Source organism: Pedobacter cryoconitis (assembly GCF_003259615.1).
Lineage (GTDB): Bacteria > Bacteroidota > Bacteroidia > Sphingobacteriales > Sphingobacteriaceae > Pedobacter > Pedobacter cryoconitis.
In genome coordinates, this window is record NZ_QLLR01000002.1 from 88467 (window position 1) to 112445 (window position 23979).

A 23979-nucleotide genomic window follows, 5' to 3' on the forward strand; every position below is an offset into this window, starting at 1 on the left:
TACAGGTTATTAACCGTATATAATTTCTTTCAATTTGGTGTACAGGTTATATTTTTCAAAGTAGATGTCTTTATTTATTACTGAACCTGGTGCAGGATGAACGATTATTTCCTTAAGATCCTGAACGATATGAGGACTATCCAGACTTATCGTCCTGTAGTAACGCTGGTCATATACTTCTGCAAGGTTCGGTGCTCCATTGTAAATGGGTGTAGTATTGCATAAAACGCAGTCTACAAATTTTTCTGTGATATAGTTCTTCTCATTTGAGTTTTCTATAGCTATAGAATATTCATAAGGTAACAAACCGGTGTATTTGTATTTCAAATCTCCCTTATACCTTGGGTCCTGGATAGTCAGACCACGGCCATAAATATCAATATCCAAATCTGATTCTAAGATTTTAACTAATACATCTATTCTTTTGTGATAATTGGCAATATTAAAATATAGGCCAGATACAATCATAGAGAGCTTTTTCTCTTTCTTGATTTGTTCTGTGTGATCGTAAAAAGAATGGTCTACATGATCATGGTAAAACATAAAAGCGGGAGTTTCAATGATCTTCCCTCCTAGTTTCACATTATTGTTTTTTTCAAACAGCTCCGGATCATGTACCAGGATATAATCACTATTGGTTAAATAGAATTTGTTTTGGTGCGCATCGCTCCAGGAAGGTTCCTGAATCACAGTAATAACTTTGGCCCCGGGTTTCAGAGGGTCATTCGCTCTGTTAAATACAACGGCATAGTCGTAATCATCGGCCGTTGTAAAGGTTAAAACCTCATCATCAACCTTATAATTTGCTTTGAATCTTATCAACAGGTTTTCAGAAACCTCGTAGTCAGAAAAAAATTTAATCTTCATCGTTTATAATTTTACTTATTTCTAAGTTAAAAATTAGCTGGTTGAATCGTGCTACACATAGGATTATGGGACTTTTGGCCCTATCATCAAGCGTGAATCCTTTCTAAATTGTGATTAAAAGACAGTATTATGAATTCACCAATGGTATCCTGTATTATGCCCACTGCAAACAGAGAAAAGTTCATTCCTTTTGCTATTGCATATTTTTTAAATCAGACTTATCGAAATAAGGAACTGATTATTGTAGATGATGGAAAGAAGTCTGTAGCTCATTTAATACCTAAACATCCAAGTATCAGGTATTATTATGTAGATGATCCAATTGGAACAGTAGGATTAAAGCGTAATTATGCTTGTGAACTTACCAGGGGCGAGATCATTATGCACCTGGATGATGATGATTGGTATGCGCATGATTGGCTTAGACAACAGGTTAATTTTCTATTAGCTTCTGAGGCAGATATGTGCGGTATACAGCATATCCATTATTATTCGGTTATTCTGGATAAGATTTATACCGTGGTAAGGGAGTATAAAGGTATTCCAAACCCAATGAATTGGGTGGCCGGGGGAACATTGGCTTATTGGAAATCATTCTGGAAGGCGCATCCTTTTAAAGATTTACAGACAGGTGAGGACGATGATTTTATTCAGAATTCTGGCGGCAAGCTATTTATACATGATTATAATGATGGGTTTGTTGCGTTATTACATCCCCATAATACTGTAGTGAGAAGTTTTGAAAATCCTAAACACAAATCGCTAAAGTCATGAAAGTAAAATTATCACATCCGCTGATTTCCTGTATCTGTATTACGCAGAACAGGCCGACGTTATTGCTTAAGGCAATTGTTAGTTTTGATACACAGAATTATCCTAATAGAGAGTTGGTTATTTCTTATCCAAAACAGGATTTGGAAACGAAACTTTTAATAGATAGTATACTTGAGCTATCAGATTTGAGAATTGTACGGGTAGAACGTGAAGGAAATGAATCATTAGGTTCGGCAAGAAATAATGCAATTGCAAATTGTAATGGAGATTATATTTGTTTATGGGATGACGATGATTGGTATCACTATCAAAGACTTGCGCATCAATACAATACAATGCGGATTAATGGGCAGTTCCGTGAAGCTAGTATAATGACACGTGTGATGTTATTTGATGTCACAACTCAGCAGGGCTATCTATCTTTCCCCTATCTTTGGTGTGGAAGTCTATTATGCAGAAAGGACCATATTTTGCAACATCCATTTACAAATACTAATGTTGCTGAAGACTCGCACATTGTCAAGTACCTGGAATCCAGAAAACTCTTGCATTATATCTCCGATAGTGCTTTTCTATATCTTTATGTTTATCACGGTAGCAACACCCTTAATTATTTCCATTTTTCTTATTATTTAAAGAAAAGTGAAACGCTGGATCAGGAAACTACGAATTGGATGCGTAATCTTATGGACATTAAAGTGGAGGTATTACCCTCCTGATTATTGATGGTGCCAGCTTTATCATTTCAACCGGGCTGCCCAGATTGGATAAGGCTGGCCATCCCTGACAAAATCAAGAAAATAGGTTTCATCGGGAATAATTCCTGATTGATAGGTTTTTCGTAATACGCTGAATATACTTTGATCATGACGATGATCGATAAATTCGCTATGCTGAGCATTTTTATCTTTATCATCAGTAAATAATAAAGGATTTTCACACAAAGCACCATACCATTTATTAACTAATAAAGTGGTGTGGGCACATTTTCTTAGCAAAAGTACACCAGCTACCAGCTGATTTGATCTGATTACCGCTTCTGAGGTTTTGAAATAATCAAATACTTCTTGCTTAGTATATTCGATTTCTTTGTGTGGCAGTTCAAAACTGAGACATCCGGTTTTTGATTGGTTCAATAGTTCGATATATTCTTTAAATCGCTTTTCTCCTTTATTATTAATCATACAGCCAGCATCACAATAAATCAGGATGTCATTCTCCTCCATCGATTCTAATGTCTTCTGAACGAAATAAGGTTTCCAGATCCAAAATCCTCCTCCTTTGCGATAACTCAGGGTGTCTTCAAAATACGTACTAAATGCAGGGTCAATATCCTCAGGAGTAAAGACTGTCACCTGATCAAAAAAATGTGATGCTAATGCTGTTTCTTTAAAAAAATCTCTTTGCGACGCATATTCGGCATCCCCATAACTGATTAAATGTATTTTCATATAAATCATTTTTAACAAGTTACAAAAAATAGAAAATCAAGTATGGTCATAGTGATTTTGGGGACTTTTGACCCTATCCCCGGTACTTAAACGTTGTTAAATTAGGCATATATAAATTAAACATATGACAAACCAACCACTAGTATCTTGTATTATGCCTACTGCGAACAGGCAGAAATATATTCCTCTTGCCTTAAATCATTTTTTAAATCAGGATTATATTAACGCAGAGTTAGTCATTATTGATGATGGGAAAGAATCTATAGCACCCCTGATTCCAAATGATTCCCGTATCAAATATCTCTATACTAAACCTTTAGGAACTATTGGAGCTAAAAGGAATTTCGCCTGTACCATGGCAAAGGGAGAAATTATCATGCACTGGGATGACGATGACTTTTATGCTCCGGACTGGATTAGTAAACAATATGATTATTTGATAACATCAGGAGCAGATATTTGTGGGATTGAACATATCCATTTCTTCTCACCGGTAACAGACACCTTATGGATGGGGACTGCGATGAATAGAAATAATCCATCAAATCCAAGTCAATGGCTAAGCGGAGCAACTTTAGCCTATAGAAAATCTTTTTGGGAGACTAATCCGTTCACAGATGTGCAAACTGGAGAAGATGATAATTTTATCTCTAAACCAGGAGCTGTAGTTTTTGCACATGATTATATTGACGGGTTTGTTGCTGTTTTACATCCGCGTAATACTACAGTTAAGTATTTTGAAAACCCTAAACATAAAGTACCTTAGACTGGGTTATAATAAAACCCAGTCTTGACCTGTCCTGTATTTCCACTTTTTATCAAAATAAACAGTTTCCTTTTCTGTAAGTTCATCCTGCCTTTCTATAGTTTGGCTATTCAACGTTTTGTTTTCCAGATGATCTACAAATGAAGAAGTAACTAACATGTGGTTCAACTTCAACACCCAAAGGGTATTGGAATAATCGTTATCTGCACACCAGAATTTATAATTCCGATCTGGTTTCCCCGTAAGACGTAATACATCACGTTTAAGAAAAAGGCACCAACCTGCAACTTCATTTCTGATTCGATAGCCTAGCTTTGGGCCATCATTCTTTTTAAATCCCATTTTTGGATGGTGGAGTGTACAAAATGGAGAAGCGCTGGAAAGATCTGTAAACTGGTTAAAAGGTATAAGAATTTCTGTTGCCCACTGGGGATGAAAAATCAGATCATTATTGCAAAGACAAAGATATGGAGCTGAAGTCATTTCAATTCCAATGTTCATGTAATTGTGGTAACCAAATTCCTGGTCCGGATAAATGGTTTGTGTATTTTCATACTGAAAGGGTTTAATTGATTTCTCCGATTCGACTACAATGACGTTAAACTTGATTTCCTCAGGATCTTCAGATTTCATCAATGAATTAACACAGTCTATAGTAACCTTTTTTAATTCATCTGTTTGGGCGTAACTCAAAATAATGATGTCAATTTCTACTTTTTCTTTCATCGTTTAAATCTATTTCCGACAAGTTACAAAGAAATCAAAATGTCATATAACAGATTAAACTTTTGGGACATTTGACCCTATTACCTCCATGCTGATTCATGTAATTTTAGCCTAAACATTAAAAAATTCATTATGGCAAGATCATGGTATGCGTTTATACCGGGCGGCGACCCGACTGACATCGAGAGATATTGGAAAGCATCAGTTAAGCATTCCTGTTTATGTGGAACTCAGATTTGCGCGATTTATGCAAAAGGTGTGGGTATTACTCCAGATGTCCCTCTTTCTCCAAATATTCAAGAATATATTAAGAATGCTCTTATAACTGGTCAATTACAACCAGAAACTCCTATAGACAGTAAAAAACATGTGTACTTGAGGCTTCCTTAAACTTGACTTAATACTTTCTTATGAATCAGTCCTATCCTTTAATTTCCTGTATATGCATTACGAGTAACAGGCCTGCACAGCTCAGCGTAGCAATTTCTTGTTTTGTTGCACAAAATTACCCGAACAAGGAGTTAGTAATTTCTTATCCTAAAAATGATTTGTCTAGTAAAGAGGTAGTTGAAAACGTACGAAAAGATGAAAGCTGGAAGATTATGTTAATAGAACGTCCGGCAGATGAATCTTTGGGCAATGCCAGAAACCATTTGATTGCTAAATGCTCTGGAGATTATGTTTGTATATGGGATGATGATGATTGGTATCATCCCAGCAGATTGACTTATCAATTCAACAGCATGCAAATTATTGGACAACGCTATCAGGCAAGTGTACTGTCACAGATTTTACTCTATGATGCAACTACAAAAAAAGCTTATCAATCTTTTTCATATACCTGGGATGGAACCATATTATGCAGGAAGGAAATATTGCTACAAAATCAGTATGCAAATGCCAATCTCGGAGAAGACACACATGTCATTACATTTTTGTCAGGCAGAAAGCTTTTACATCAAATAGAAGGTGTTCCTTTCTTATATGTTTATATCTATCATGGAACAAATTCATGGAACTATAAACATTTTGAATATTTCATGAATAAGAGTCTGTTGCTGGATGAAGAAATAACAGCCGACATAATCAAAATGATAAATAACTGACAAATTACGCTTAATTCTTAAAAAACAATCTTATGATAAACTTACCTCTTGTGTCCTGTATAATGCCTACAGCAAACAGACAAAAATTCATCCCTTTTGCTATCGATTATTTTTTGAAACAGGATTATCCCAATGCGGAACTCGTGATTGTAGATGATGGAATCAACTCCATTGCCTCGTTGATACCGGACCATCCAAAAATTAAATACTATTATACGGAACCTTTAGGAACTATTGGTATTAAGCGTAACTATGCTTGTGAGAAAGCAGAGGGCGAAATCATTATGCACTGGGATGACGATGACTATTATGCACCCAGCTGGATTAGTAAGATAACAGATGCGTTGCTGACTTCGGGAGCTGATATAGCAGGCTTGAACCGTGTGATTTTTTATTCTCCATCTGTTGATAAACGCTGGATGTATGAAGATTCAGAATTAGACAAACCATGGTTATGTGGTGCCACAATGACTTATAGAAAATCTTTTTGGCAACAACATCCTTTCATTGATCTCCAAGTTGGTGAAGACTACGATTTTGTCTGGAATTCTGGAGCCAAAATCTTCGCATTGGACTATCTGGAGGGGTTTGTAGCCATCTTACACGCGCACAATACAAGTATAAAACCTATTGAGAATCCCAAACACAAAAAGCACGCAACCAGCTGGGATGAACCTGAAGAAGAAAAGGAATCATGAACACGCCCTTGGTATCCTGTATTATGCCAACTGCCAACCGACCCAATTTTGTCGCATTAGCAGTAGATCATTTTCTAAACCAGGATTTTAGAAATGCAGAGCTGATCATTATAGATGATGGAAAAAAATCAGTGAGGTCTTTATTACCCGATCATTATCGAATTAAATATTTTTATACTGATCCTCTAGGTAGTATCGGGGTAAAAAGAAATTTTGCTTGTGAAAAGGCCGGGGGAGAAATCATTATGCATTGGGATGATGATGACTGGTATGCTTACGATTGGATCAGCAAATCAGTTAATTTCTTGAATGAATCTAAAGCAGATATATCAGGTTTGGCAAAGATTATCTTCTTCTCTCCAAGAGCCGGTAAATTCTGGAAATATGATGGGGATCGCCTTGAGCATCCATGGCTTGCTGGAGCAACAATGGCTTACAAAAAATCTTTCTGGCAAACGCATCCATTTAAGGATTTACAGATTGGAGAAGATTATGATTATTCCTGGAATACCGGTGCCAGAATTTATGCACATGATTATTCTGATGGTTTCATTGCCACTTTACATAATTCAAACACGACTTTAAAACCTTTTGAAGATCCGCGACATAAAAGAGAATATGCAAGTAACTGGATGGAAGTTCAATATGAGGGGAAAACCGAAAACCCTAAAAAGAGTAGGTATTACTATTAAAAAATTATTCTATGCCTTGGTATCAATTTATTAACAATGAAATGGACATTTGTGATCCAGATAGTTATATTATATTAGACAAAATACCAGAAACAGCAGATGGACCTTATTTAAGTGCCATTTTTGCAGATGAGATACCTGATGATCCTGAACGCAGACCTGATATTGAAGGTACTCCGGGACTGCTGATTTATATTATTCGTGCACTAGCTAAAAGCAAAGGTCAGCCCTTTTCCAATTTTCCACCTGTTCCATTAGAAGTAAGGATGTCTGCTAAGCCTGCCGGAGATATTTTATAATAGTCTCACATGTAATAATGTGAGCTTAATTACGAATAAAAAACCCCTTAATCAAAAGGGGTCTTTTATTCAAAAAAAATTGCAGAGAATAAAAGATGGGGACTACTGACCCTAGCAAAGCGATACTCATCTTCGTAAATTAGTAATATGAAATCATTGATAGAAGTAATTGCTTATCACCCGAAAGATAAAGCAAGTATAAATTAAATTTAGAAAAAGCTTTTGATTGTCTGCAGCAATAAAGGCATTGATCCAAATAATTATACAATCTGACTTATATGCAATGATTAATCATGGGGAAGCCGAAAACCTTAAAAAGAGTAGGCATGAAATAAAGTTTTTTGATCTCTTTTTGATATACAAAAGAATCATTTATTATGGCAAGATCATGGTATGCATATAACGGAGTTGGTGACCCTGTAACACTTTCAAGTTACAATTTCGCTTTTTCTAAACCGGCTTGTATTAGCGGTGGTAGACTTTGTGCGATTTATGCAACAGGAACTGGAGTAAATCCATCAGTAATATCTGCTAATCTAAGAGGTTATATTGCTGACGTTCAATTAACACTGGTAGCAAGACCTGATGGAAGTGCAGCTATTAAAAAATACGCCTACGGTAAAGCTTAATTGGCTTTATAAAATCAGGCATTCTGTTAAATGAGAACAAGGGCAAGCCGAAAACCTTAAAAAGAGTAGGCATAAAATAAAGTTTTTTGATCTCTTTTTGATATACAAAAGAATCATTTATTATGGCAAGATCATGGTATGCATATAACGGAGTTGGTGACCCTGTAACACTTTCAAGTTACAATTTCGCTTTTTCTAAACCGGCTTGTATTACCGGTGGTAGACTTTGTGCGATTTATGCAACAGGAACTGGAGTAAATCCAACAGTAATATCTGCTAATCTAAGAGGTTATATCGCTGACGTTCAATTAACACTGACAGCTAGACCTGACGGAAGTTCGCTTGTTAAAAAATACGCCTACGGTAAAGCTTAATTGATCTAATATTTAGTTATCCAGGGAACCAAAATGGTTCCCTGGATAATTTAACTCCATTAAAACACAATATTACATTTATGAGCTTCAAAATTATGAAGCCACAAAGCTCCTTGTTACATATTGGATTCTATAACCAATTTAGCTATCTGGATATCAATATTAATGATAAAAGAAACATATCAAATTTCTAAATATCTGTTAGACTAAAAACACACTACCGATTTTGAAGTCAAATCCGGGAGATGCCGAAAACCGTAAAAAGAGTAGGCATGCAATTAAAGTTTTCTGATCTCTTTTTGATATACAAAAGAATCATTTATTATGGCAAGATCATGGTATGCATATAATGGAATTGGTGATCCTATAGTATCTGCAAGTTATAACCTAATGCTTGACAAACCTAACGCCAACTGTGTAAACGGTTGCGCTATTTGCGCTATTTTTGCAACAGGTACAGGGATAACTCCAACAGTATTATCAAATAATATCAGAACATACATTAACAATCTTCTTGCGAATCAAGTTTCGCAACCCAATGGAGTAATAACCATTAAACGGTATGTTTATGGAAAAACAGGCTGCTAACTCTTATTAACAGAATACAGTCTGACGATTGATTACAAAGGAGAGATTCAAACCTTAAAAACATTGAGTCCAAAATAAAGTTTTTCGATCTCTTTTTGATATATAAAAGAATCATATATTATGGCAAGATCATGGTACGCTTATGATGGAATGGGAAATCCATTTTTAACTAATAGTTATAATTTTACATTTATCAAGCCTGCTTGTTTGCACGGATGCAAAATCTGTGCAATCTACGCAACGGGTACTGGAAATTCCCCATCAGTATTATCTGGTAATATAAGATCATATATCATTAATATGATGGTGTTACCTGTTGCACAACCAGCCGAACCTGCGGGGATTAAAATATATGTCTATGGAAAAAATTGTTAGTTATAAAATCATTTTCAATATAATACAATGGACTTATTATTATGCTTCATTGTATTATTATTCAAATTTAGCTAGTTTGAAAGCATTATAAGCATTGATTACTCCACCTGAAATACATTTATCCTTTAGCCCATACGTTTCTGCAACAGATCTCATGATCATTATTTTCACTTGTGCTGCAGATAATTTGGGACAGTATTCTCTAATAACAGCAGCCAGCCCTGTAACTACAGGTGCAGCCATACTTGTACCTGTATCATCAAGATATGCTGAACGGGGAGTCGTAGAAGTAATCTCTATACCGGGCGCATATACGTCTACACTATGCTTACCGTAATTAGAAAATACACCGGCTATATCTTTATCATTTTTCCATCCCGAAGCTCCTACTTCTATCCAATTAGCTGCTATAGTCTGTCCTTCTGGAGTCTTGCGATCGGGATAAATAGTCATTTGATCAAGGTCTTGTCCTTCGTTACCCGATGCATGAATGATTAAAACATCTTTACTTACTGCATATTTAATCGCTTCATCAACTTTAACTGACGGCTTAGCCCAAGGTTGGCCAAAACTCATATTGATTACTTTCGCACCATTATCGGCAGCGTAACGTATTGCCTCTGCAATAGCCAATGTCTTTTCATCCTGACTTATATCATCTTGCTGACTAAAAGACAATTGACCCACAACTCCACTCATAGGATCAAGTCCGGGTATAGCTCTGAGTACCATTATTTGTGTATGATCAGCTACTCCCTTTATACCTATATTATTGTCACGAACAGCTGCAATAATACCTGCAATATGGGTGCCATGGTAAGTTGAGGGGCCGCCCATCAATGTTTCAAAATCACGTTTTTCATAATAGGCAAGCTGCATATTATAGTAACTCATTGCTCTTTTCAAACCGATTTTTTTGTAGTTTACAAAGCTCGGGTAGTGTTTCAATCCGGATATTATTGTAGACTGCATTTTTAGTTCCTCTGCACTTTCTGGAGTGTAATTTTTAAAATCATCAATAATCGAGGCAGACTTACCCATCTTTTTCAGAACCTGATCCAATATTTTTTGATCTGCCTCTACCACTTTCATTTTTTTGTTTATCAAGGATATCTCGGCTTTTTCATCTTCCTTTATTCCTGCACTATAGAAATTCCATCCATGTAAGTCATCGATAAAACCATTTTTGTCATCATCTTTTTTATTGAAAGGAATTTCACCAGGGTTTGTCCAAATCACAGATTTGAGGTCTTCATGATTTATATCCACCCCTCCATCAATTATTGCGACTATCACAGGTGTTGCTTTTTTCCCAGCTAGCAATGCTGTATATGCCTTTTCCATGCTGATTCCAAATACACTATCAGTTTTCAGATCCAGATTTTGCCAATTGCCTTTGACTTTTTCTCCAGTTTGGGCAAATAAAAGATTTGTCGATAGTATTATAATTATTACTACCCTGTTAAAGCAAATAATTTTTATATTCTGGATTCTCATCTTTACTTTATAATTTGCAGTAATTCTATTTCGAAAATCAATGTACTATTTGGTGGAATCTGCCCAGAATTGCTTCCCTTTCCATAAGCAAGATTTGCAGGAATATAAATTACCCATTTAGATCCAACCGACATTAGTTGTAAAGCTTCCGTCCAGCCTTTCATAAGTTTATCGACATATAACACATACGGCAACCCATTCTCAGAAGAACTGCCGAAAATCTTTCCATTAACTAATGTGCCTGTGTAGTTTACACTAACTTTGTCTGTTAAACCAGGCTTAATTCCTTTCCCCTGAAAGATAATCTTATACTGCAAGCCAGAAGGTAATGTTACTACACCGGGCTTTTTCTTATTCATCATCAAAAAAAGATTATTTTCTTCGGGTGATGGCCCTTTCATATCCTTTTGCGCTTCTCTTTTCGTGTTTGCTTCTGTAATTAATTTATTGTTAGGTATCCCTCCTCCCTCAACTTCAGTGAATACAAATTTATCTACCAATCTTTCTTCTTCTTTTAAATCCAAACCATAAGGTTTTAATGCCTTCTGTATTCCGGAGATGTCGGTCCACGAAGAAAAATTTAAATCCATATCTAAATTCCCTGTAAAATCGGTTTCATCGAAAACATATGGATTATCAGCTCGCCGATTCATCTGAGTGATTAAACTACCCAATGGTAAATCTTTGAACTGATGTAAAGATCCTTTAATGATTAAACGATCATCATATTGAGATGTTAGTTCTTGTTTACTTTTTAACAATATATTTTTATTGGTTCGGACCAAAATAAGAACCTTTTCTTTCCGCTTCTCCCAACGAGCATGTAAACCAAGGAGGCGATCTAAATCTTTTATAATTGACTTATGGACTTCGGCATCTGTCTGCCCGGTATCAGGATTTATAGATTCGAAGCAGATACCATTTTTTGTTAACCAACTTTGCTGCGCACCAGAACCTTCAACAAAGATATATTTAGATTTATCCAGGACTTCCCATACGATTTGGTTCGGCATCAATGTAGAAGTTGGCTTGACTAAATCAGTTGATTTAATTAAATAGTTCCAATTAATCAGGTAAGCATTATAAATAGCATGATTTAAGAAAAAAGCCCTGATAGTTTTTTTGCGTGCATCTCTTATTATACCAGATTCACCAAATCCTTCTGCATTAACAGCTGCTTTATAATCCGATATGGCTGCATACTTCATAAATGTTGACGCTGTATCTAACTGATTTGGATCAGGTACAAATAGTAAATGTTTGGTTGCATCAAAAGTATAAAAATCATTTTTTACCGGCCAGTTAATTTGCTTGCCGTTAAGCACTGTTTGGATGTTGTCCACATCCACGAAATCTGAAGAAGTGATCCCTACCACTTTACCCTTGTAAATCCAAACTTCATGTGGGATAGTCCGATGTTTAAAGTAAGCAGCAAAAATCTTATCTTCTGTTACTGAGGGTAATGCCAGGTTTTTAGTGTTTTTATTATTCTTCCAGAAAACAATTACATTATCCTCTTTTTCATATGTCACCGGCAGAATCTTTATTTTAGAACCAAATTTCTTTTGTAAAGTATCCATTTTAGGAAGCGCCTCTACACAACCAGAACAACTAGTTGACCAAAAATCTATGATTAACAACTGACTCTTATAATCCGCTGTATTTGCTGCACTTTGATTTGCATTGATGATCTTTGCTATGGCAAAATCAGGCAAAGAGTCTCCAATAGATAGATTTGGAAGATTGGATTTTTTTTGATCCGGCACAGCATAAGTTTGTTGTGCATTCGAATTGAAAACCGTCAGAAACAACTGTATGGCTATTATCTTTATTAACTTCATTAGTTATTTTTTTTTATAACAAACATTTCCAATTCGCGCATTCCATCGATCAGATCGAGATCATACCGATGTAATTCTTTACGCAAATCAAGAAGATTTGACCATGAATCTATCTTAAGATCCAGATCTACAGTATTATTATAACCTGTTTCATTTATCATTGGAGGTAATCCAGCTTCAGCAATCGGTAAACTTAACCTATCAAGAGAAGTATTATTAAAATACCCCTTCAAATCATATTTCTCTTCACCTTTCCCAGCAGATTTAAGTTTATCGACCTTTGATGTGCGTACCAGAATAAGTACTTTAACCATTCTTTTTTCTGTACCGAATTTGACACCAAATGCATTGGCAAGATACTCATCTAATGTTGTACGACCTTTGATTACACCGATTGGGAGACCCAGTTCGTAACAAAATGTATTTTTCCTAATCCAGCTCTCTTTATCGCCATATTTAGGTTCATAAAGATATTTTGACGGATCATCAACTTCCAGCACTATGTTGTTATGTCTGACCATCCCATAGGTGAGTATGTCTGCAATAGATGAATTATACATAGTGACCAGCTGTAAGCCAGTCACTGTATCTATAGAAGAATTAAAATTTGATCCATATTGACCTGAGATTGGCTGCACACCTTCTCTATATCCTGTAACTACAGAAAAACGCAAAAATTTATTCTTGTTGGTCAACTGTTCATTCTCTAGTTTAAAAACAGGCTTCTGATAAGCAAAGTCAAAAAGAGGTTTCCGGTATTTAAAAGAAGGAGTATCTGTTTGTGCTGCTGCTCTTATCGAAAAAAGGAGTAAAAGGGGGGTGATATAGTGTGTTAATTTCATTTTTTAGTTTAAGTTGAAATTATAACTGATTCGTACTCCAGCAGAAGAATATGTTCTTGCAGAAGATGCAATGTATACAGCTTCATATTTAAACAATACATCAAAACGTTTAGAAGTCCGAAAACCAATACCAGGTACATAAGTAAAATACTTTTCACCACTACCTCCTCCATTACCATCTTCCCTGCCTCCGTAAAATGAAAGACCTGCCTGACCTGAGGCATAAATTTTAGGAGTTATATAATATTTCGCGCCTAATAAAACAGGTATAAAAGAAACACCTTTACCTCCGCGTTTGGCTACAAAGTCAAGATATCCAACACTTGCAGTAACACTTGCCGATTTGACAACCGGATATTCTGCCTGTAGTGACGCACCAGCAACTAATGACGAATAAGCTGACACATAACCTGTTGGCACTCCTACATCTGCACCAAAGCTATAGGTTATTCTTTTCTTAACTTTCTCTTGCCCTTGTGCGCTAGCTGTTAAGATGGTGATTACAAAAATGGTGATTGCCAAATATATTTTTTTCATTTCACTAAACTTTTATAGAATAAATATTGATAATTATATGATCTTTAATTAATGAGCATTACCCCAGGTTTGGGGATTATTCCAATTGTTTTGCGGCTTATCAGAAGTAGTTAGAACCTCTATTTTACATACTCTGTTTGGTTCTGAGTAATAGATAATACTTCCATCATGATTACTTGCCACTGATGATGGAGTATTAAGCTGAACATCAGCACCATTTCCTATAGTTTCTCCTTTTTGACCATTACCAATCAAAGTTGATACAATTCTATCTGTTGAAATTTTTCTGATCCGCTGATTAAGTGAATCAGAGATATACAAGTTTCCTGCATCATCAGAAGCGATACCACTTGGACCATTAAACGACGCAGATGGCCCAAACCCATCTTTGTAAATACTTACATCAGCAGACGGCAGAGCACCATTTCCTGCCCAAGTTGTAGCATGTCCATCAGGAGTAATCTGATATATATAATTGTTAAGCTGATCTACAGCGTAAACGTTTCCGGCAGGATCTGTAGTAAGTGAATTTATAAATGGACCAAATTTAAGCTGATCAGCAGGTCCATCATACGGAGCGGGGTTACGCGCAGTGTTATAAAGAACACCGGCATAAGTACTTACTATTCCTGCAGTAGAGATTTTCCTTATTACAGCACTACCATCTCCTACATATACACTACCAGTTTTATCGACCGCTATACCAAAAGGTGAGTTAAATTTTGCAGCAGCAACTGGTCCATCCTGATAGCCCGGTTGCCCAGTTCCCGCAAAGGTCGAAACTACTCCTGTTGGGGTAATTTTACGAATAACATTATTACTGTAATCAACTACATACAAATTATCAGTAGCATCAATTGCTAAACCTTGAAGAGAACCAAATTGAACTGCTGCCCCTGTTCCATCAACATAACCATTTATTCCACTGCCAGCAAAAGTACTTACAACACCATCGGGAGTAATTTTACGAATACGGAAATTAAACTGATCAACTGCGTACACGTTTCCAGTGCCGTCTACCGCAGCGGCAGCTATATTGTTAAATAATGATTTCGTCCCCAATCCGTTAAGATAACCACCGTATGCGAAGGGACCACCACCGCCTGCAAAAGCGGAGGTTTGATAATACTTCTGGCTTGGTGCTGGTATTTCTGGTGCTACTTTTTTGCATCCGCTTGCCGCTAAAATCGCCATTAATCCTATACCGGGCAATTGAAGCCATCTCATCAATCGTTTCATGTTAATTTATTATTTATGATTACATTTGGTTAAATACGCATTTTAGCGAGGGTTCTGTTCTATACCCGAATTTGTGATCACTTCATCAGGAATCAATAAAACATATCTTAAATCATTCGCTGGAAGCTCATAAGCCCCAAGACTCCCCAGGTCTCTTTTTAAATTTTCCGCAGTTCCTATAGTTTTATTCAAACGACGTAAATCTGTCCAACGCTGCGCACGCATAACAAGCTCTTTTCTCCGCTCTGTTAATACTTTATTTAAAGCATCAGTAGCATCAGTAGCAGTCATATTCAAATAAGTACCAGTTTTCCATCTGGTCACAAGTAACGTATTGAGATCTGCCATTGCTTCATTTATTTTATTAGCTCTGGCATAACATTCTGCACGAACCAGATACAATTCATCCACAGCCAATCCATTAAAGAAAATAGATGCCAAAAATGAACCTTCGTAATTTCCAGTAAAACGATAAGTGTTAGTTGATCCGATCAGTTTAAAATAGGCCTGACCTCTCAAATCATTACTATCATAAGATGCCACCAGATTAGAATCAATTCTTGCTGTATTAAGATTTGGTATTAAAGTTTTCCCTCCATAAGTAATAGAATGAAAGATTACCTCTTTATTGAAACGAGGAGCAAAAGGAGTATTAGAAGATGGATTAATATCAGAATTATAATTCAGCAACTGACTATTTAACTGCAACGCGGAACTTGCAGCAGTTAAAGCATCTGGATAATTTTCCATCGATAAGTAAGTACGCGCTAACATAGCATACGCCACCGCCTTATTTGGCCTTGTAGGAACACTGGAAGTTGCAGGTAAAAGATTGGATGCATCCTTAAGATCCTGAACAATCCTGTCATAGGTTTGCTGAACTGTACCACGCACCGATTTATCATTCAAATCAGTAGACATCTTCAGTGGAATACCTAGGTCCTGACCAGCACTCGACGCTGTATAAGGTTTAGCATATAGCTGTGCAACATTCCAAAAAGCATAGGCTCTGTAAAATAAAGCAGCTCCTTTTAAAGCATTTAAGGTAGCCACATCTGTACTGCTGCCCTGTAGTTTTTGAACAGTTTCCAAGACCAGGTTTGCCTCGAGTACTGTTTTGTATGGATTCTGCCACTGCGGCGATGCAACGGCTCTTCTTGTGTTAGCAGACCAGATATACAAGTTCCGGTCAATAGGATCAGTAAGGTTACTGTAATTAACAGACTGTATAAAATAATCATCGGCAGAGAGCTCTCCATCACTTGGATATCCCGTATTCATTACCGTGTAATTATCTAATAGTAGCTGGCAATCTTCAGCTGTCTCAGCTTTGGTTTGTGTACTATCAGGTTTAACATCAAGATACTTTTTACAGGAGCCCAGTATTAAACTAAGCATAAGAATTGATAACAAGAATTTATAAATCTTCATTTTCTTCAATTTTAGAAATTAGCACTTAAACCAAGACTATAGGTTCTTGGCAACGGATAGTCGAATACATCCGGGTCAAGCCCTTGTTTATTCGCTCTCCAGATCACGCCCAAGTTGGATACATTGGCATAAATTCTTGGGTTTTTGAGCACCCAGTTCTTTTTATTAAAAGTATAAGACAGATTGATTTCCTGTAAGCGGATATGATCACCTTTCAGGACATTGATATCTGAATTTCTATAAAAATCATCTCTGTCTGCACTGCCTGGATAAACTGCGGCGGGTACATTTGTGAATGCCTCATCTCCTGGTTTTTGCCAGCGATTGGCATATTCTGCTCCTTGTAAGTTACCAGTAGTATATAAGTTATTATACTGAACCAGAGTACTAAGAGGTCTTCTGAACCAATATCCCAGCTTGTAAAGTAGGTTAACTGAAAGCGAAAGGTTTTCATAGCTGAATGTGTTGCGGAAAGAACCGTAATAAACAGGAATCAGTGAGCCAAAATAATGTAAAGAACTCAGCGGCTGATTCTGAATAGCACTTAGCGCATCAATACCGGCTTGTGAATTGTCCAGGACAACAATATTTCCATTCAAATAACCTCTGGGACTACCTGTGGCGGGATCTAAACCTGCCCATCTATAAGCATATGCACGAGAAAGGTCATCTCCTTGCGTAAAAAGAGAGGGGCTTGATACGATGTTACTCGCAGTATAATTAATAGGCGCATATAGCTTAGTGACCTTGACCTTATTATAGCTGAATAAGAAATTACTAGTCCAGCGGAAAAGCCCAGTCCGTACATTTAATGAGCTTAAAGTCAGATCTACACCCTTGCCAAATAAATCCCCGGAATTGAACTCTAATTGATTAAAACCTATACTCGGATCAGCTGCATTATTTGCCAGCAAATCCTTAGTTCTTTTTTGATAATAGTCCACACTTCCTGATAAACGACCACCTCTCAAACCGAAATCAAGGCCAAAATTTAATACAGCAGTTTTTTCTGGCCTTAATTTAATATTAGTAGGATTCAATATATCTGCATATCCAAGAAGATTACCATCAAGTACCAAATTTTTTGGTGTAATTGATAAATTCGGTGTGGCAGAGGAAACAGGATTTGTATTTCCGTTATATCCAAAGGTCGCTCTTAGTTTTAGAACAGGGAATAAAGAAAAATTATAGAATTTCTCATTATTAATAATCCAGCTGGCACCAAGAGAATAAAAAGGGGTTCCACCACTATTACCCGCGGTACTAAATATATTAGATAAATCCCTTCGGAAACTTGCAGACAGGGTATACTTATTAGCATAGGTATAGGCTGCATTAGAAAAATAGCTGATAGTCCTTCCTTCTGAAGCCGACATGAAAGTTCCTGGAGGAACAGTGCGACCAAATCCTGCAAAAGTGATAGGATCTGCGAACAATAGCAGGTAGTTATAGTTATAATTTAAATTACCAGCAGTAGAAAAATCTTTTTCGTTATATCCAAAATACCCATTGGATGTAAGCATAGTATGACTTTTAAAAATATCGATTCCTGCAATAGCAGAAATATTATGTTTATCATTCCAGATTTTATTAAAATTTAACTGCCCCCTTAAAGTTTGATTATTAGCTTTAGTAGCAGATTTTGTATACTGTCCTCCAAGAGGTAAGTTTCTGGTACCAGCTATCGGAAATAAGGTGGAATTTTGAGGATCAAAAGCGTTTATAGGTGAGGTAAACGAATTAATCTTGTCCCGCATATACCATGAGTCCTGACTCGACAAATCTGTGATGTCATTTGAGGTGACATTATAATTATAGGATACATTAGCAGACAACTCTGGGAGTATTTTATAAGTCGCTCCTAAATTTATATTAATATTCTGCAATTTGGAAAGATTGTATCCCTCATTAATATCTTCTAATGGCTTGTAATCATAGCTTAATAAACTGTTTCCATAGGTTGAGTGCAAAAGATCTAGAAATGCCTGACTATATGCTTTGGGAATCGACATGGGATTACCTTGACTGTCAACTAACCTGCTGTAAGGAAAGACACTTATATTACCAGTTGGATTCGTTGCTCCATTAAAATCATCGACACTCGCTTGACCGCTTGTATTTGATTGGGTGTATATAACACTTGCCTGAAGTTCCAGTTTAGTGATAGGTTTCGCCGAAATGGAATAATTCAAATTCTCCCGGTTCAATCCGGATTTTACCGTATTGTTTAAAGTTTTATCATAACCAGCAGAAAATCGCTGCGCTATTTTTTGGCTTCCACCAGCAATTGCCATGGAATAGGACTGTGTAACAGCATTACGGAAAAAATATTTGTTAAGATCATTCCGTAAATCATTACCACGTAAGGCATCTATTTGAGATTTCGCCACATCCGGACTAATTTGTCCTAGCCGTTGTTGATCCATGATTTGTGCTACTGGCGAAATTACTGATTGACCAACTTGAATTATTGGTTCAGGTGAATGATCTCCTGAACCTGGGTAATCCTGACTATATTTATACAACTGCGCATCAATATAATCAGATGTGCTCATTGTTTTTTGATAGAAAAGATTGGGTTTTTCAGTAATATTCAGGTTAGCATTGAATGAAATTTGTAAAGGGTTCTCGTAATTCCCTTTCTTTGTTTTTACGACGATAACGCCGTTTGCCGCCCTGGATCCCCAAATAGAAGCTGCCGCCGCATCCTTTAAAACAGTAATGCTCTCCACATCATTTGGATTGATCAGATCAATAGAATAGGGATCTGCAATTCCGTCTATAACTACAAGAGGCCTGCCACTATTATTACTTAACCCTGCAATAGTCAAGGTGTTTTTTCCACGGATAGTTAAATTTGTAAGTGGAGATCTTGCATTTATATTTGCTCTATTGGCCGAATTTGTAGGAGTCAGATCATTCCTAAAATCCATACTGGTTGTTATGCCTTCTAAACGTTTGAGTAAGTTTGTATTCGTAGTGTGCTGTAGTTGTTCTTTACTAATTACTTCAAAAGAACCTGTAATACGTTCTTTAGGAATATCCTGGTAACCATTACTCGCAATAGTTACTTCACCCAGCTGAATATTAGACTGAGGACTCATCTTAATAGTAATCATGTCAGCAGCATTCAAACTGGCTAAAGAAACTTCTTTAGTATTATATCCTATATAAGAGATTACGAGAACACTTTTTTTAGTGCCATACCGTTCAAAATATCCACTTTCTGTAGCTACAGAACTTCTTGTTCCTCCTTTTAAACGGATAGTCGCACCAGGTAATGGCTTACCTTGTTCATCTAAAATTTTCCCTTTATAAACAATAGAATCCTGAACAAACGGCATAATACTCACTGGCCGAACCTTAGCAAGTTGTTGTTTAATCACAACACTATTGTCCTCAATCAAGAATGTTAAATTTTGTCCGGCAAGACACTGATCCATAACCACTTTAAGGTCAGTTTTATTGAAATTTGCATTGACTATCCTGTTTTCATTCAACTTTTCTGACTGCCATAGTACATCATACCCGGTTTGTCTTTTAATTTCTTTAAAAAGTTGTGTGATTTTTATTTTATTTTGGTTCAGGGTTATTTTCTGTCCATAGATCGCACCAGACACTTGCATCATTCCCACAAAAAACAAAATAATCATCAGCCGCATTACTAATAAAAATTTATTCAGGTTGCCAGTCAGGCACCCTAAAAGTTTAGTATAATAATTCATACCTTTATCTGCTTGGTTTTTTTTGCAAAGAGAAATATCTTGTAGGGTAACCTCTTCGCATTGGTAATAGGTTGCTTAAATCTTACTATAAACCAAATAGTTAGGGGTGTTTCCGCACCCCTGACTTATTTGATTTTTATTTGAGTAGCGTTTCATTGCATAACTATAATCCTCCTCCCTTTTATCTTAAAATGAATCGATTCTGTCAACTCCAGCTTTCTCAATACTTTGGAAACATCGCTATATTTAGATAGTGTACCACTAAATAATAGCTTATCCAATTTCTCTCCTTGCGGGTTTTCAATTTCTACATCATACCACCTGGACACCTTTCTTAAGATACTTGCAAGTCCTTCTTTTTCAAACATGAAGTATCCATTTTTCCAGGCAACAGCTTCATCTGGATCTATGTTCTTCACTTTAATCCCCTTATTATCAGCATCATCGCTATCGATAAGTGATTGCTGTCCGGGTTTGATAACTTTATAGGCATTTGCCACAGGGCTGATTACTTTAACACTTCCTTCGAGTAAAGTAGTACTGACAACAGGCTCATTTGTATAAGCATTTACATTAAAATGTGTACCCAACACTTCCACGACCTGTTTGCTTGAAGAAACTAAAAATGGTTTAGTTGGATTTTTAGCGACTTCAAAGTAAGCTTCCCCAATTAATTCAACTTTACGCTCACCCTGGCCAAAGACAGAAGGATAACGTAAAGAAGATGCTGCGTTTAACCAGACCTTTGTTCCATCGGATAGAATCAATTGAAACTGTCCGCCTCTAGGAGTTTCTATCGTATTATAAGCAGTAGCTGTAGAAGAAACAGCAGATTGCTGATAGACTAACTGACTATCTCTGTTTTTAGTAATTACAGTGCCAGATTGATTAGCAATTTCTCCATTTTTCATATCAGTTAATGATATTTTAGATCCATTAGCTAAAGTTAGAACCGCTTTATTTCCTCCTGGGGTAATCTTAGCTACCAGCTGACTACTAACAGGTTTAAGCTCATGACTTCTTTGGTATATATAAAGACTCATTGGAATCACAAAAACAGCTGCTGCAGCCAAATATAAATATTTCGAAAATGAACGTGCATGAACTGTCTTACTAGTGGAAACACTAGTTTTTTTTTCAATTTCATTATTAATCTCCGAAAGCATACGGTCATGTATATCTTTCACATAAACCATATCCAGAGAATCCAGAACATCATCCGCCTCTAAGAAGAGATCAAAATACTGTTCTAGAAATAATAATTGATCTTCGTCTGCAGTCCCCTCTAGATAGGCTTCAACTGCATTTAAAAATTCGTCTTTAATTTTTTTTGAGTTCATTTAATTGGTGTACTTTGATAACCTTTATTATAACAGTATACCAAAACGAATCAATCTCCTATCTCTATTGAAAATATCCTGAATGCAGATACCATAAATTATTTAAACTGCAGCTTTTAGGGACATTTGTCCCTCTGAATTTAGTCCGCTCTTGTCTAAATTTAAAAAAAATGATTATGGATTTCCCACTCGTCTCTTGCATTATGCCTACACTGAACAGGCAGATTTTCATTCCCTATGCCGTAGATTTTTTTCTGCATCAGGACTATCCTAATATAGAACTGATCATTATTGACGATAGTGAAGAATCAATTGCTTCATTAATCCCTGAACACCCGAACATCCATTATATATATGGCAACTCAATTGGCAACAATCTTGGTAAAGTAAGCAATATCGCCTGCGAGAAAGCTTCTGGAGAAATTATTGTTCACTGGGACGATGACGATTGGTATGCCCATGACTGGGTAAGTCGACAGGTCAATGCTTTGATCATTTCTGGTGCAGACATTACCGGGCTATGTGACATTAATTTCTTTTCCGCCTTCACAAATAAAAGGTGGACCTATAGAGATACTGAAAAAGGAAAACCATGGGTTTATGGTGGAACTCTGGCTTACTGGAAATCTTTCTGGAGAAAGCATCCTTTCCATCGTTTGCAAGCAGGAGAGGATAATGAGTTTATATGGAATTCTCCCGAAGCCAAAATACATCCGCATAATTACAGTGACGGTTATCTTGGTTTCATTCATGATGATAATTCTGGAATTCTGATGTATGAAGATCTAAGAAAAAAAATAAGAATAGAAAAATGGATGATGAAAATAGATGCTCCGGAAAAATGTGAAAAGCACTCTATTCTTTCCAGCAGTTCAGACTTGCCATTGGTAAGTTGTATCATGCCGACAGCTAATCGTAAAGACTTTATTCCTGCTGCAATAACTAATTTTCTGAAACAGGATTATATGAATGCTGAACTAATTATTATTGACGATGGAAAAGAATCTATAGTTGACTTAATCCCTGAAAACCCCCGAATCAGGTACTTCTATTTCGAGCCATTAGGAAAAATAGGAACAAAACGAAATATTGCTTGTGAAATAGCCAAAGGAGAATTGATCACACATTGGGATGACGATGACTGGTATGCGCAAGATTGGATTTCGCATCAAGTACAAGCATTAATCAACTCTGATGCAGATATTTGCGGTATAAATCAAGTGCAATTTTTCGAAGCCACTTTTAATCGTTACTGGATGACCAAAAACAGTAATTCTAAATCTCCATGGTTAAAAGGGGCAAGCTTGATCTATCGAAAATCATTCTGGGAGCAACATCCTTTTAAAGATCTGCAAATTAGAGAAGATGATGATTATGTCCGTAATTCAGGGGGGAAAGTTTTTGCACATGACTATTTTCAGGGCTTTATTGCCAGATTACATCCAAATAATACAAGTCTCAAATTCTTTAAAGATGAAGAACTCATGTTTAATCGGGAATAAACATTATTATAAATACAAAAACGCCATAATCCTATTCAACCCCCCCCTCAAATCAGAAAAAGCATGAAGTAACTGGTTTTGCACCGTTTTCTGGGAAATATTCAGCACCTCACTAATTTCTTTGGTAGAGCGGTCATCCATATACTTCATTCTGAAAATTGCAGCACGCTTTACAGGCTGTATTGCTAACCAGACACTAATACACCATTTAAGTTCTTTCTCCTTAAACAAAGAATCTGCCTGCATCGAAGATAATAACAGATGATCAAGCGGTGCTTCAAAATGCGGTGTTGTCTTTCCTTTCTTATAAAGCATATATACCTGGTAGCGGATAGCCCCTAAAAGATATGCGTAGATATTATCAATGTTCTTCCTCTCCTTTTTCATCCACAGATCACTAAAGACATCCTGAACAACCTCTTCCACCAATTCCTTATTTCGTAACCGTTTAAAGTCTCGTTGTACAGTTTTTTCCAATACCTCTCATAAATTTCTTCGAATGCAGCCCTGTCCCCCTCTTTTAAATGGGCAGTTAGTTCTGTATCGGAATAAGAATGATAAACTAATTGTGTAGATCTCATATCCATATAGCTAAAAGGTTAAATCTTATTTTTTCAGTCCTGATAAAAATCTATTTGATAAATCCCTGTTTAACTTTAATCAATAAAAAGTTGAATTTG

The 23979-nt window shown here is 36.3% G+C and carries 23 protein-coding genes; 11 read left to right on the top strand and 12 right to left on the bottom strand.

Annotated elements, in window-relative coordinates:
* Positions 1–9: 9 nt before the first annotated feature.
* Positions 10–867, bottom strand: a complete 858-nt coding sequence (locus LY11_RS26865; RefSeq protein ID WP_211321473.1) for a glycosyltransferase family 10 domain-containing protein — start codon at positions 865–867, stop codon at positions 10–12.
* Positions 868–996: 129 nt separating this feature from the next.
* Between LY11_RS26865 and LY11_RS03310 the strand changes: the two genes are divergently transcribed.
* Positions 997–1641, top strand: a complete 645-nt coding sequence (locus LY11_RS03310; RefSeq protein ID WP_111632318.1) for a glycosyltransferase family 2 protein — start codon at positions 997–999, stop codon at positions 1639–1641.
* Positions 1638–2360, top strand: a complete 723-nt coding sequence (locus LY11_RS03315) for a glycosyltransferase family 2 protein (protein WP_111632319.1) — start codon at positions 1638–1640, stop codon at positions 2358–2360. Before LY11_RS03310 ends, LY11_RS03315 begins: the two co-directional genes overlap by 4 nt.
* Before the next feature lie 21 nt (positions 2361–2381).
* Here LY11_RS03315 and LY11_RS03320 read toward each other — a convergent pair whose 3' ends face one another.
* Positions 2382–3092 carry a hypothetical protein gene (locus LY11_RS03320; protein ID WP_146610796.1) on the bottom strand — a complete coding sequence of 237 codons (711 nt, stop codon included), beginning with the start codon at positions 3090–3092 and terminating at the stop codon, positions 2382–2384.
* Positions 3093–3216: 124 nt separating this feature from the next.
* On the opposite strand from LY11_RS03320, the gene LY11_RS03325 reads away from it, so the two are divergent.
* Entirely contained in the window at positions 3217–3858 is a 642-nt protein-coding gene (locus tag LY11_RS03325) for a glycosyltransferase family 2 protein (protein ID WP_111632321.1), read from the top strand.
* Between the two features lie 6 nt (positions 3859–3864).
* Here the strand turns inward: LY11_RS03325 and LY11_RS03330 are convergent, their stop codons facing one another.
* Positions 3865–4584 (bottom strand): glycosyltransferase family 2 protein, encoded by a 720-nt coding sequence (locus LY11_RS03330; protein ID WP_111632322.1) that lies wholly within the window; start codon positions 4582–4584, stop codon positions 3865–3867.
* Positions 4585–4716: 132 nt separating this feature from the next.
* On the opposite strand from LY11_RS03330, the gene LY11_RS03335 reads away from it, so the two are divergent.
* The 7 genes from LY11_RS03335 (at position 4717) to LY11_RS03365 (ending at position 8382) form a co-directional block, all read left to right on the top strand.
* A complete protein-coding gene (locus tag LY11_RS03335) occupies positions 4717–4974 on the top strand; it encodes a hypothetical protein (protein ID WP_111632323.1) in 258 nt (85 codons plus the stop codon).
* A gap of 20 nt (positions 4975–4994) precedes the next feature.
* Entirely contained in the window at positions 4995–5690 is a 696-nt protein-coding gene (locus LY11_RS03340) for a glycosyltransferase family 2 protein (RefSeq protein ID WP_111632324.1), read from the top strand.
* A gap of 32 nt (positions 5691–5722) precedes the next feature.
* A complete protein-coding gene (locus tag LY11_RS03345) occupies positions 5723–6388 on the top strand; it encodes a glycosyltransferase family 2 protein (protein WP_111632325.1) in 666 nt (221 codons plus the stop codon).
* Positions 6385–7080: a glycosyltransferase family 2 protein gene (locus tag LY11_RS03350; protein WP_111632326.1), complete on the top strand. Its 696-nt coding sequence runs from the start codon at positions 6385–6387 to the stop codon at positions 7078–7080. Before LY11_RS03345 ends, LY11_RS03350 begins: the two co-directional genes overlap by 4 nt.
* 11 nt (positions 7081–7091) lie before the next feature.
* Complete coding sequence (locus tag LY11_RS03355) at positions 7092–7379, top strand: hypothetical protein (protein WP_111632327.1); 288 nt, start codon at positions 7092–7094, stop codon at positions 7377–7379.
* A 377-nt stretch (positions 7380–7756) separates the two neighbouring features.
* Positions 7757–8008, top strand: coding sequence for a hypothetical protein (locus LY11_RS03360; protein ID WP_111632328.1), 252 nt, complete (start codon positions 7757–7759; stop codon positions 8006–8008).
* A gap of 122 nt (positions 8009–8130) precedes the next feature.
* On the top strand, positions 8131–8382 hold the full coding sequence (locus tag LY11_RS03365; protein WP_111632329.1) for a hypothetical protein: 252 nt from the start codon (positions 8131–8133) through the stop codon (positions 8380–8382).
* A 1020-nt stretch (positions 8383–9402) separates the two neighbouring features.
* Here the strand turns inward: LY11_RS03365 and LY11_RS03380 are convergent.
* The 8 genes from LY11_RS03380 to LY11_RS03415 form a co-directional block, all read right to left on the bottom strand.
* Entirely contained in the window at positions 9403–10842 is a 1440-nt protein-coding gene (locus LY11_RS03380; protein ID WP_111632332.1) for a S8 family serine peptidase, read from the bottom strand.
* A 2-nt stretch (positions 10843–10844) separates the two neighbouring features.
* Positions 10845–12683, bottom strand: a complete 1839-nt coding sequence (locus LY11_RS03385; protein WP_111632333.1) for an FKBP-type peptidyl-prolyl cis-trans isomerase — start codon at positions 12681–12683, stop codon at positions 10845–10847.
* Positions 12683–13525, bottom strand: coding sequence for a hypothetical protein (locus LY11_RS03390; protein WP_111632334.1), 843 nt, complete (start codon positions 13523–13525; stop codon positions 12683–12685). The genes LY11_RS03385 and LY11_RS03390 overlap by 1 nt, the downstream gene beginning before the upstream one ends.
* A gap of 3 nt (positions 13526–13528) precedes the next feature.
* A complete protein-coding gene (locus LY11_RS03395; protein ID WP_111632335.1) occupies positions 13529–14062 on the bottom strand; it encodes a hypothetical protein in 534 nt (177 codons plus the stop codon).
* 48 nt (positions 14063–14110) lie between these two features.
* Positions 14111–15301, bottom strand: coding sequence for an NHL domain-containing protein (locus LY11_RS03400; protein WP_111632336.1), 1191 nt, complete (start codon positions 15299–15301; stop codon positions 14111–14113).
* A 42-nt stretch (positions 15302–15343) separates the two neighbouring features.
* Positions 15344–16732 carry a RagB/SusD family nutrient uptake outer membrane protein gene (locus tag LY11_RS03405; protein WP_111632337.1) on the bottom strand — a complete coding sequence of 463 codons (1389 nt, stop codon included), beginning with the start codon at positions 16730–16732 and terminating at the stop codon, positions 15344–15346.
* Positions 16733–16743: 11 nt separating this feature from the next.
* Positions 16744–20457 (bottom strand): SusC/RagA family TonB-linked outer membrane protein, encoded by a 3714-nt coding sequence (locus LY11_RS03410; RefSeq protein ID WP_111632338.1) that lies wholly within the window; start codon positions 20455–20457, stop codon positions 16744–16746.
* 152 nt (positions 20458–20609) lie between these two features.
* Positions 20610–21797 (bottom strand): FecR family protein, encoded by a 1188-nt coding sequence (locus tag LY11_RS03415; RefSeq protein ID WP_111632339.1) that lies wholly within the window; start codon positions 21795–21797, stop codon positions 20610–20612.
* A gap of 176 nt (positions 21798–21973) precedes the next feature.
* Here LY11_RS03415 and LY11_RS03420 point away from each other — a divergent pair, with 176 nt between their 5' ends.
* On the top strand, positions 21974–23299 hold the full coding sequence (locus tag LY11_RS03420) for a glycosyltransferase family 2 protein (RefSeq protein WP_170132614.1): 1326 nt from the start codon (positions 21974–21976) through the stop codon (positions 23297–23299).
* A gap of 6 nt (positions 23300–23305) precedes the next feature.
* Here the strand turns inward: LY11_RS03420 and LY11_RS03425 are convergent, their stop codons facing one another.
* On the bottom strand, positions 23306–23776 hold the full coding sequence (locus LY11_RS03425; protein WP_111632341.1) for an RNA polymerase sigma factor: 471 nt from the start codon (positions 23774–23776) through the stop codon (positions 23306–23308).
* Between the last annotated feature and the right edge of the window lie 203 nt (positions 23777–23979).

Bases quoted from the DNA above. Each gene is read 5' to 3' on its own strand.
- LY11_RS26865 (WP_211321473.1), bottom strand. From the start codon at position 867: ATGAAGATTAAATTTTTTTCTGACTACGAGGTTTCTGAAAACCTGTTG.
- LY11_RS03310 (WP_111632318.1), top strand. From the start codon at position 997: ATGAATTCACCAATGGTATCCTGTATTATGCCCACTGCAAACAGAGAA.
- LY11_RS03315 (WP_111632319.1), top strand. From the start codon at position 1,638: ATGAAAGTAAAATTATCACATCCGCTGATTTCCTGTATCTGTATTACG.
- LY11_RS03320 (WP_146610796.1), bottom strand. From the start codon at position 3,092: ATGAAAATACATTTAATCAGTTATGGGGATGCCGAATATGCGTCGCAA.
- LY11_RS03325 (WP_111632321.1), top strand. From the start codon at position 3,217: ATGACAAACCAACCACTAGTATCTTGTATTATGCCTACTGCGAACAGG.
- LY11_RS03330 (WP_111632322.1), bottom strand. From the start codon at position 4,584: ATGAAAGAAAAAGTAGAAATTGACATCATTATTTTGAGTTACGCCCAA.
- LY11_RS03335 (WP_111632323.1), top strand. From the start codon at position 4,717: ATGGCAAGATCATGGTATGCGTTTATACCGGGCGGCGACCCGACTGAC.
- LY11_RS03340 (WP_111632324.1), top strand. From the start codon at position 4,995: ATGAATCAGTCCTATCCTTTAATTTCCTGTATATGCATTACGAGTAAC.
- LY11_RS03345 (WP_111632325.1), top strand. From the start codon at position 5,723: ATGATAAACTTACCTCTTGTGTCCTGTATAATGCCTACAGCAAACAGA.
- LY11_RS03350 (WP_111632326.1), top strand. From the start codon at position 6,385: ATGAACACGCCCTTGGTATCCTGTATTATGCCAACTGCCAACCGACCC.
- LY11_RS03355 (WP_111632327.1), top strand. From the start codon at position 7,092: ATGCCTTGGTATCAATTTATTAACAATGAAATGGACATTTGTGATCCA.
- LY11_RS03360 (WP_111632328.1), top strand. From the start codon at position 7,757: ATGGCAAGATCATGGTATGCATATAACGGAGTTGGTGACCCTGTAACA.
- LY11_RS03365 (WP_111632329.1), top strand. From the start codon at position 8,131: ATGGCAAGATCATGGTATGCATATAACGGAGTTGGTGACCCTGTAACA.
- LY11_RS03380 (WP_111632332.1), bottom strand. From the start codon at position 10,842: ATGAGAATCCAGAATATAAAAATTATTTGCTTTAACAGGGTAGTAATA.
- LY11_RS03385 (WP_111632333.1), bottom strand. From the start codon at position 12,683: ATGAAGTTAATAAAGATAATAGCCATACAGTTGTTTCTGACGGTTTTC.
- LY11_RS03390 (WP_111632334.1), bottom strand. From the start codon at position 13,525: ATGAAATTAACACACTATATCACCCCCCTTTTACTCCTTTTTTCGATA.
- LY11_RS03395 (WP_111632335.1), bottom strand. From the start codon at position 14,062: ATGAAAAAAATATATTTGGCAATCACCATTTTTGTAATCACCATCTTA.
- LY11_RS03400 (WP_111632336.1), bottom strand. From the start codon at position 15,301: ATGAAACGATTGATGAGATGGCTTCAATTGCCCGGTATAGGATTAATG.
- LY11_RS03405 (WP_111632337.1), bottom strand. From the start codon at position 16,732: ATGAAGATTTATAAATTCTTGTTATCAATTCTTATGCTTAGTTTAATA.
- LY11_RS03410 (WP_111632338.1), bottom strand. From the start codon at position 20,457: ATGAATTATTATACTAAACTTTTAGGGTGCCTGACTGGCAACCTGAAT.
- LY11_RS03415 (WP_111632339.1), bottom strand. From the start codon at position 21,797: ATGAACTCAAAAAAAATTAAAGACGAATTTTTAAATGCAGTTGAAGCC.
- LY11_RS03420 (WP_170132614.1), top strand. From the start codon at position 21,974: ATGGATTTCCCACTCGTCTCTTGCATTATGCCTACACTGAACAGGCAG.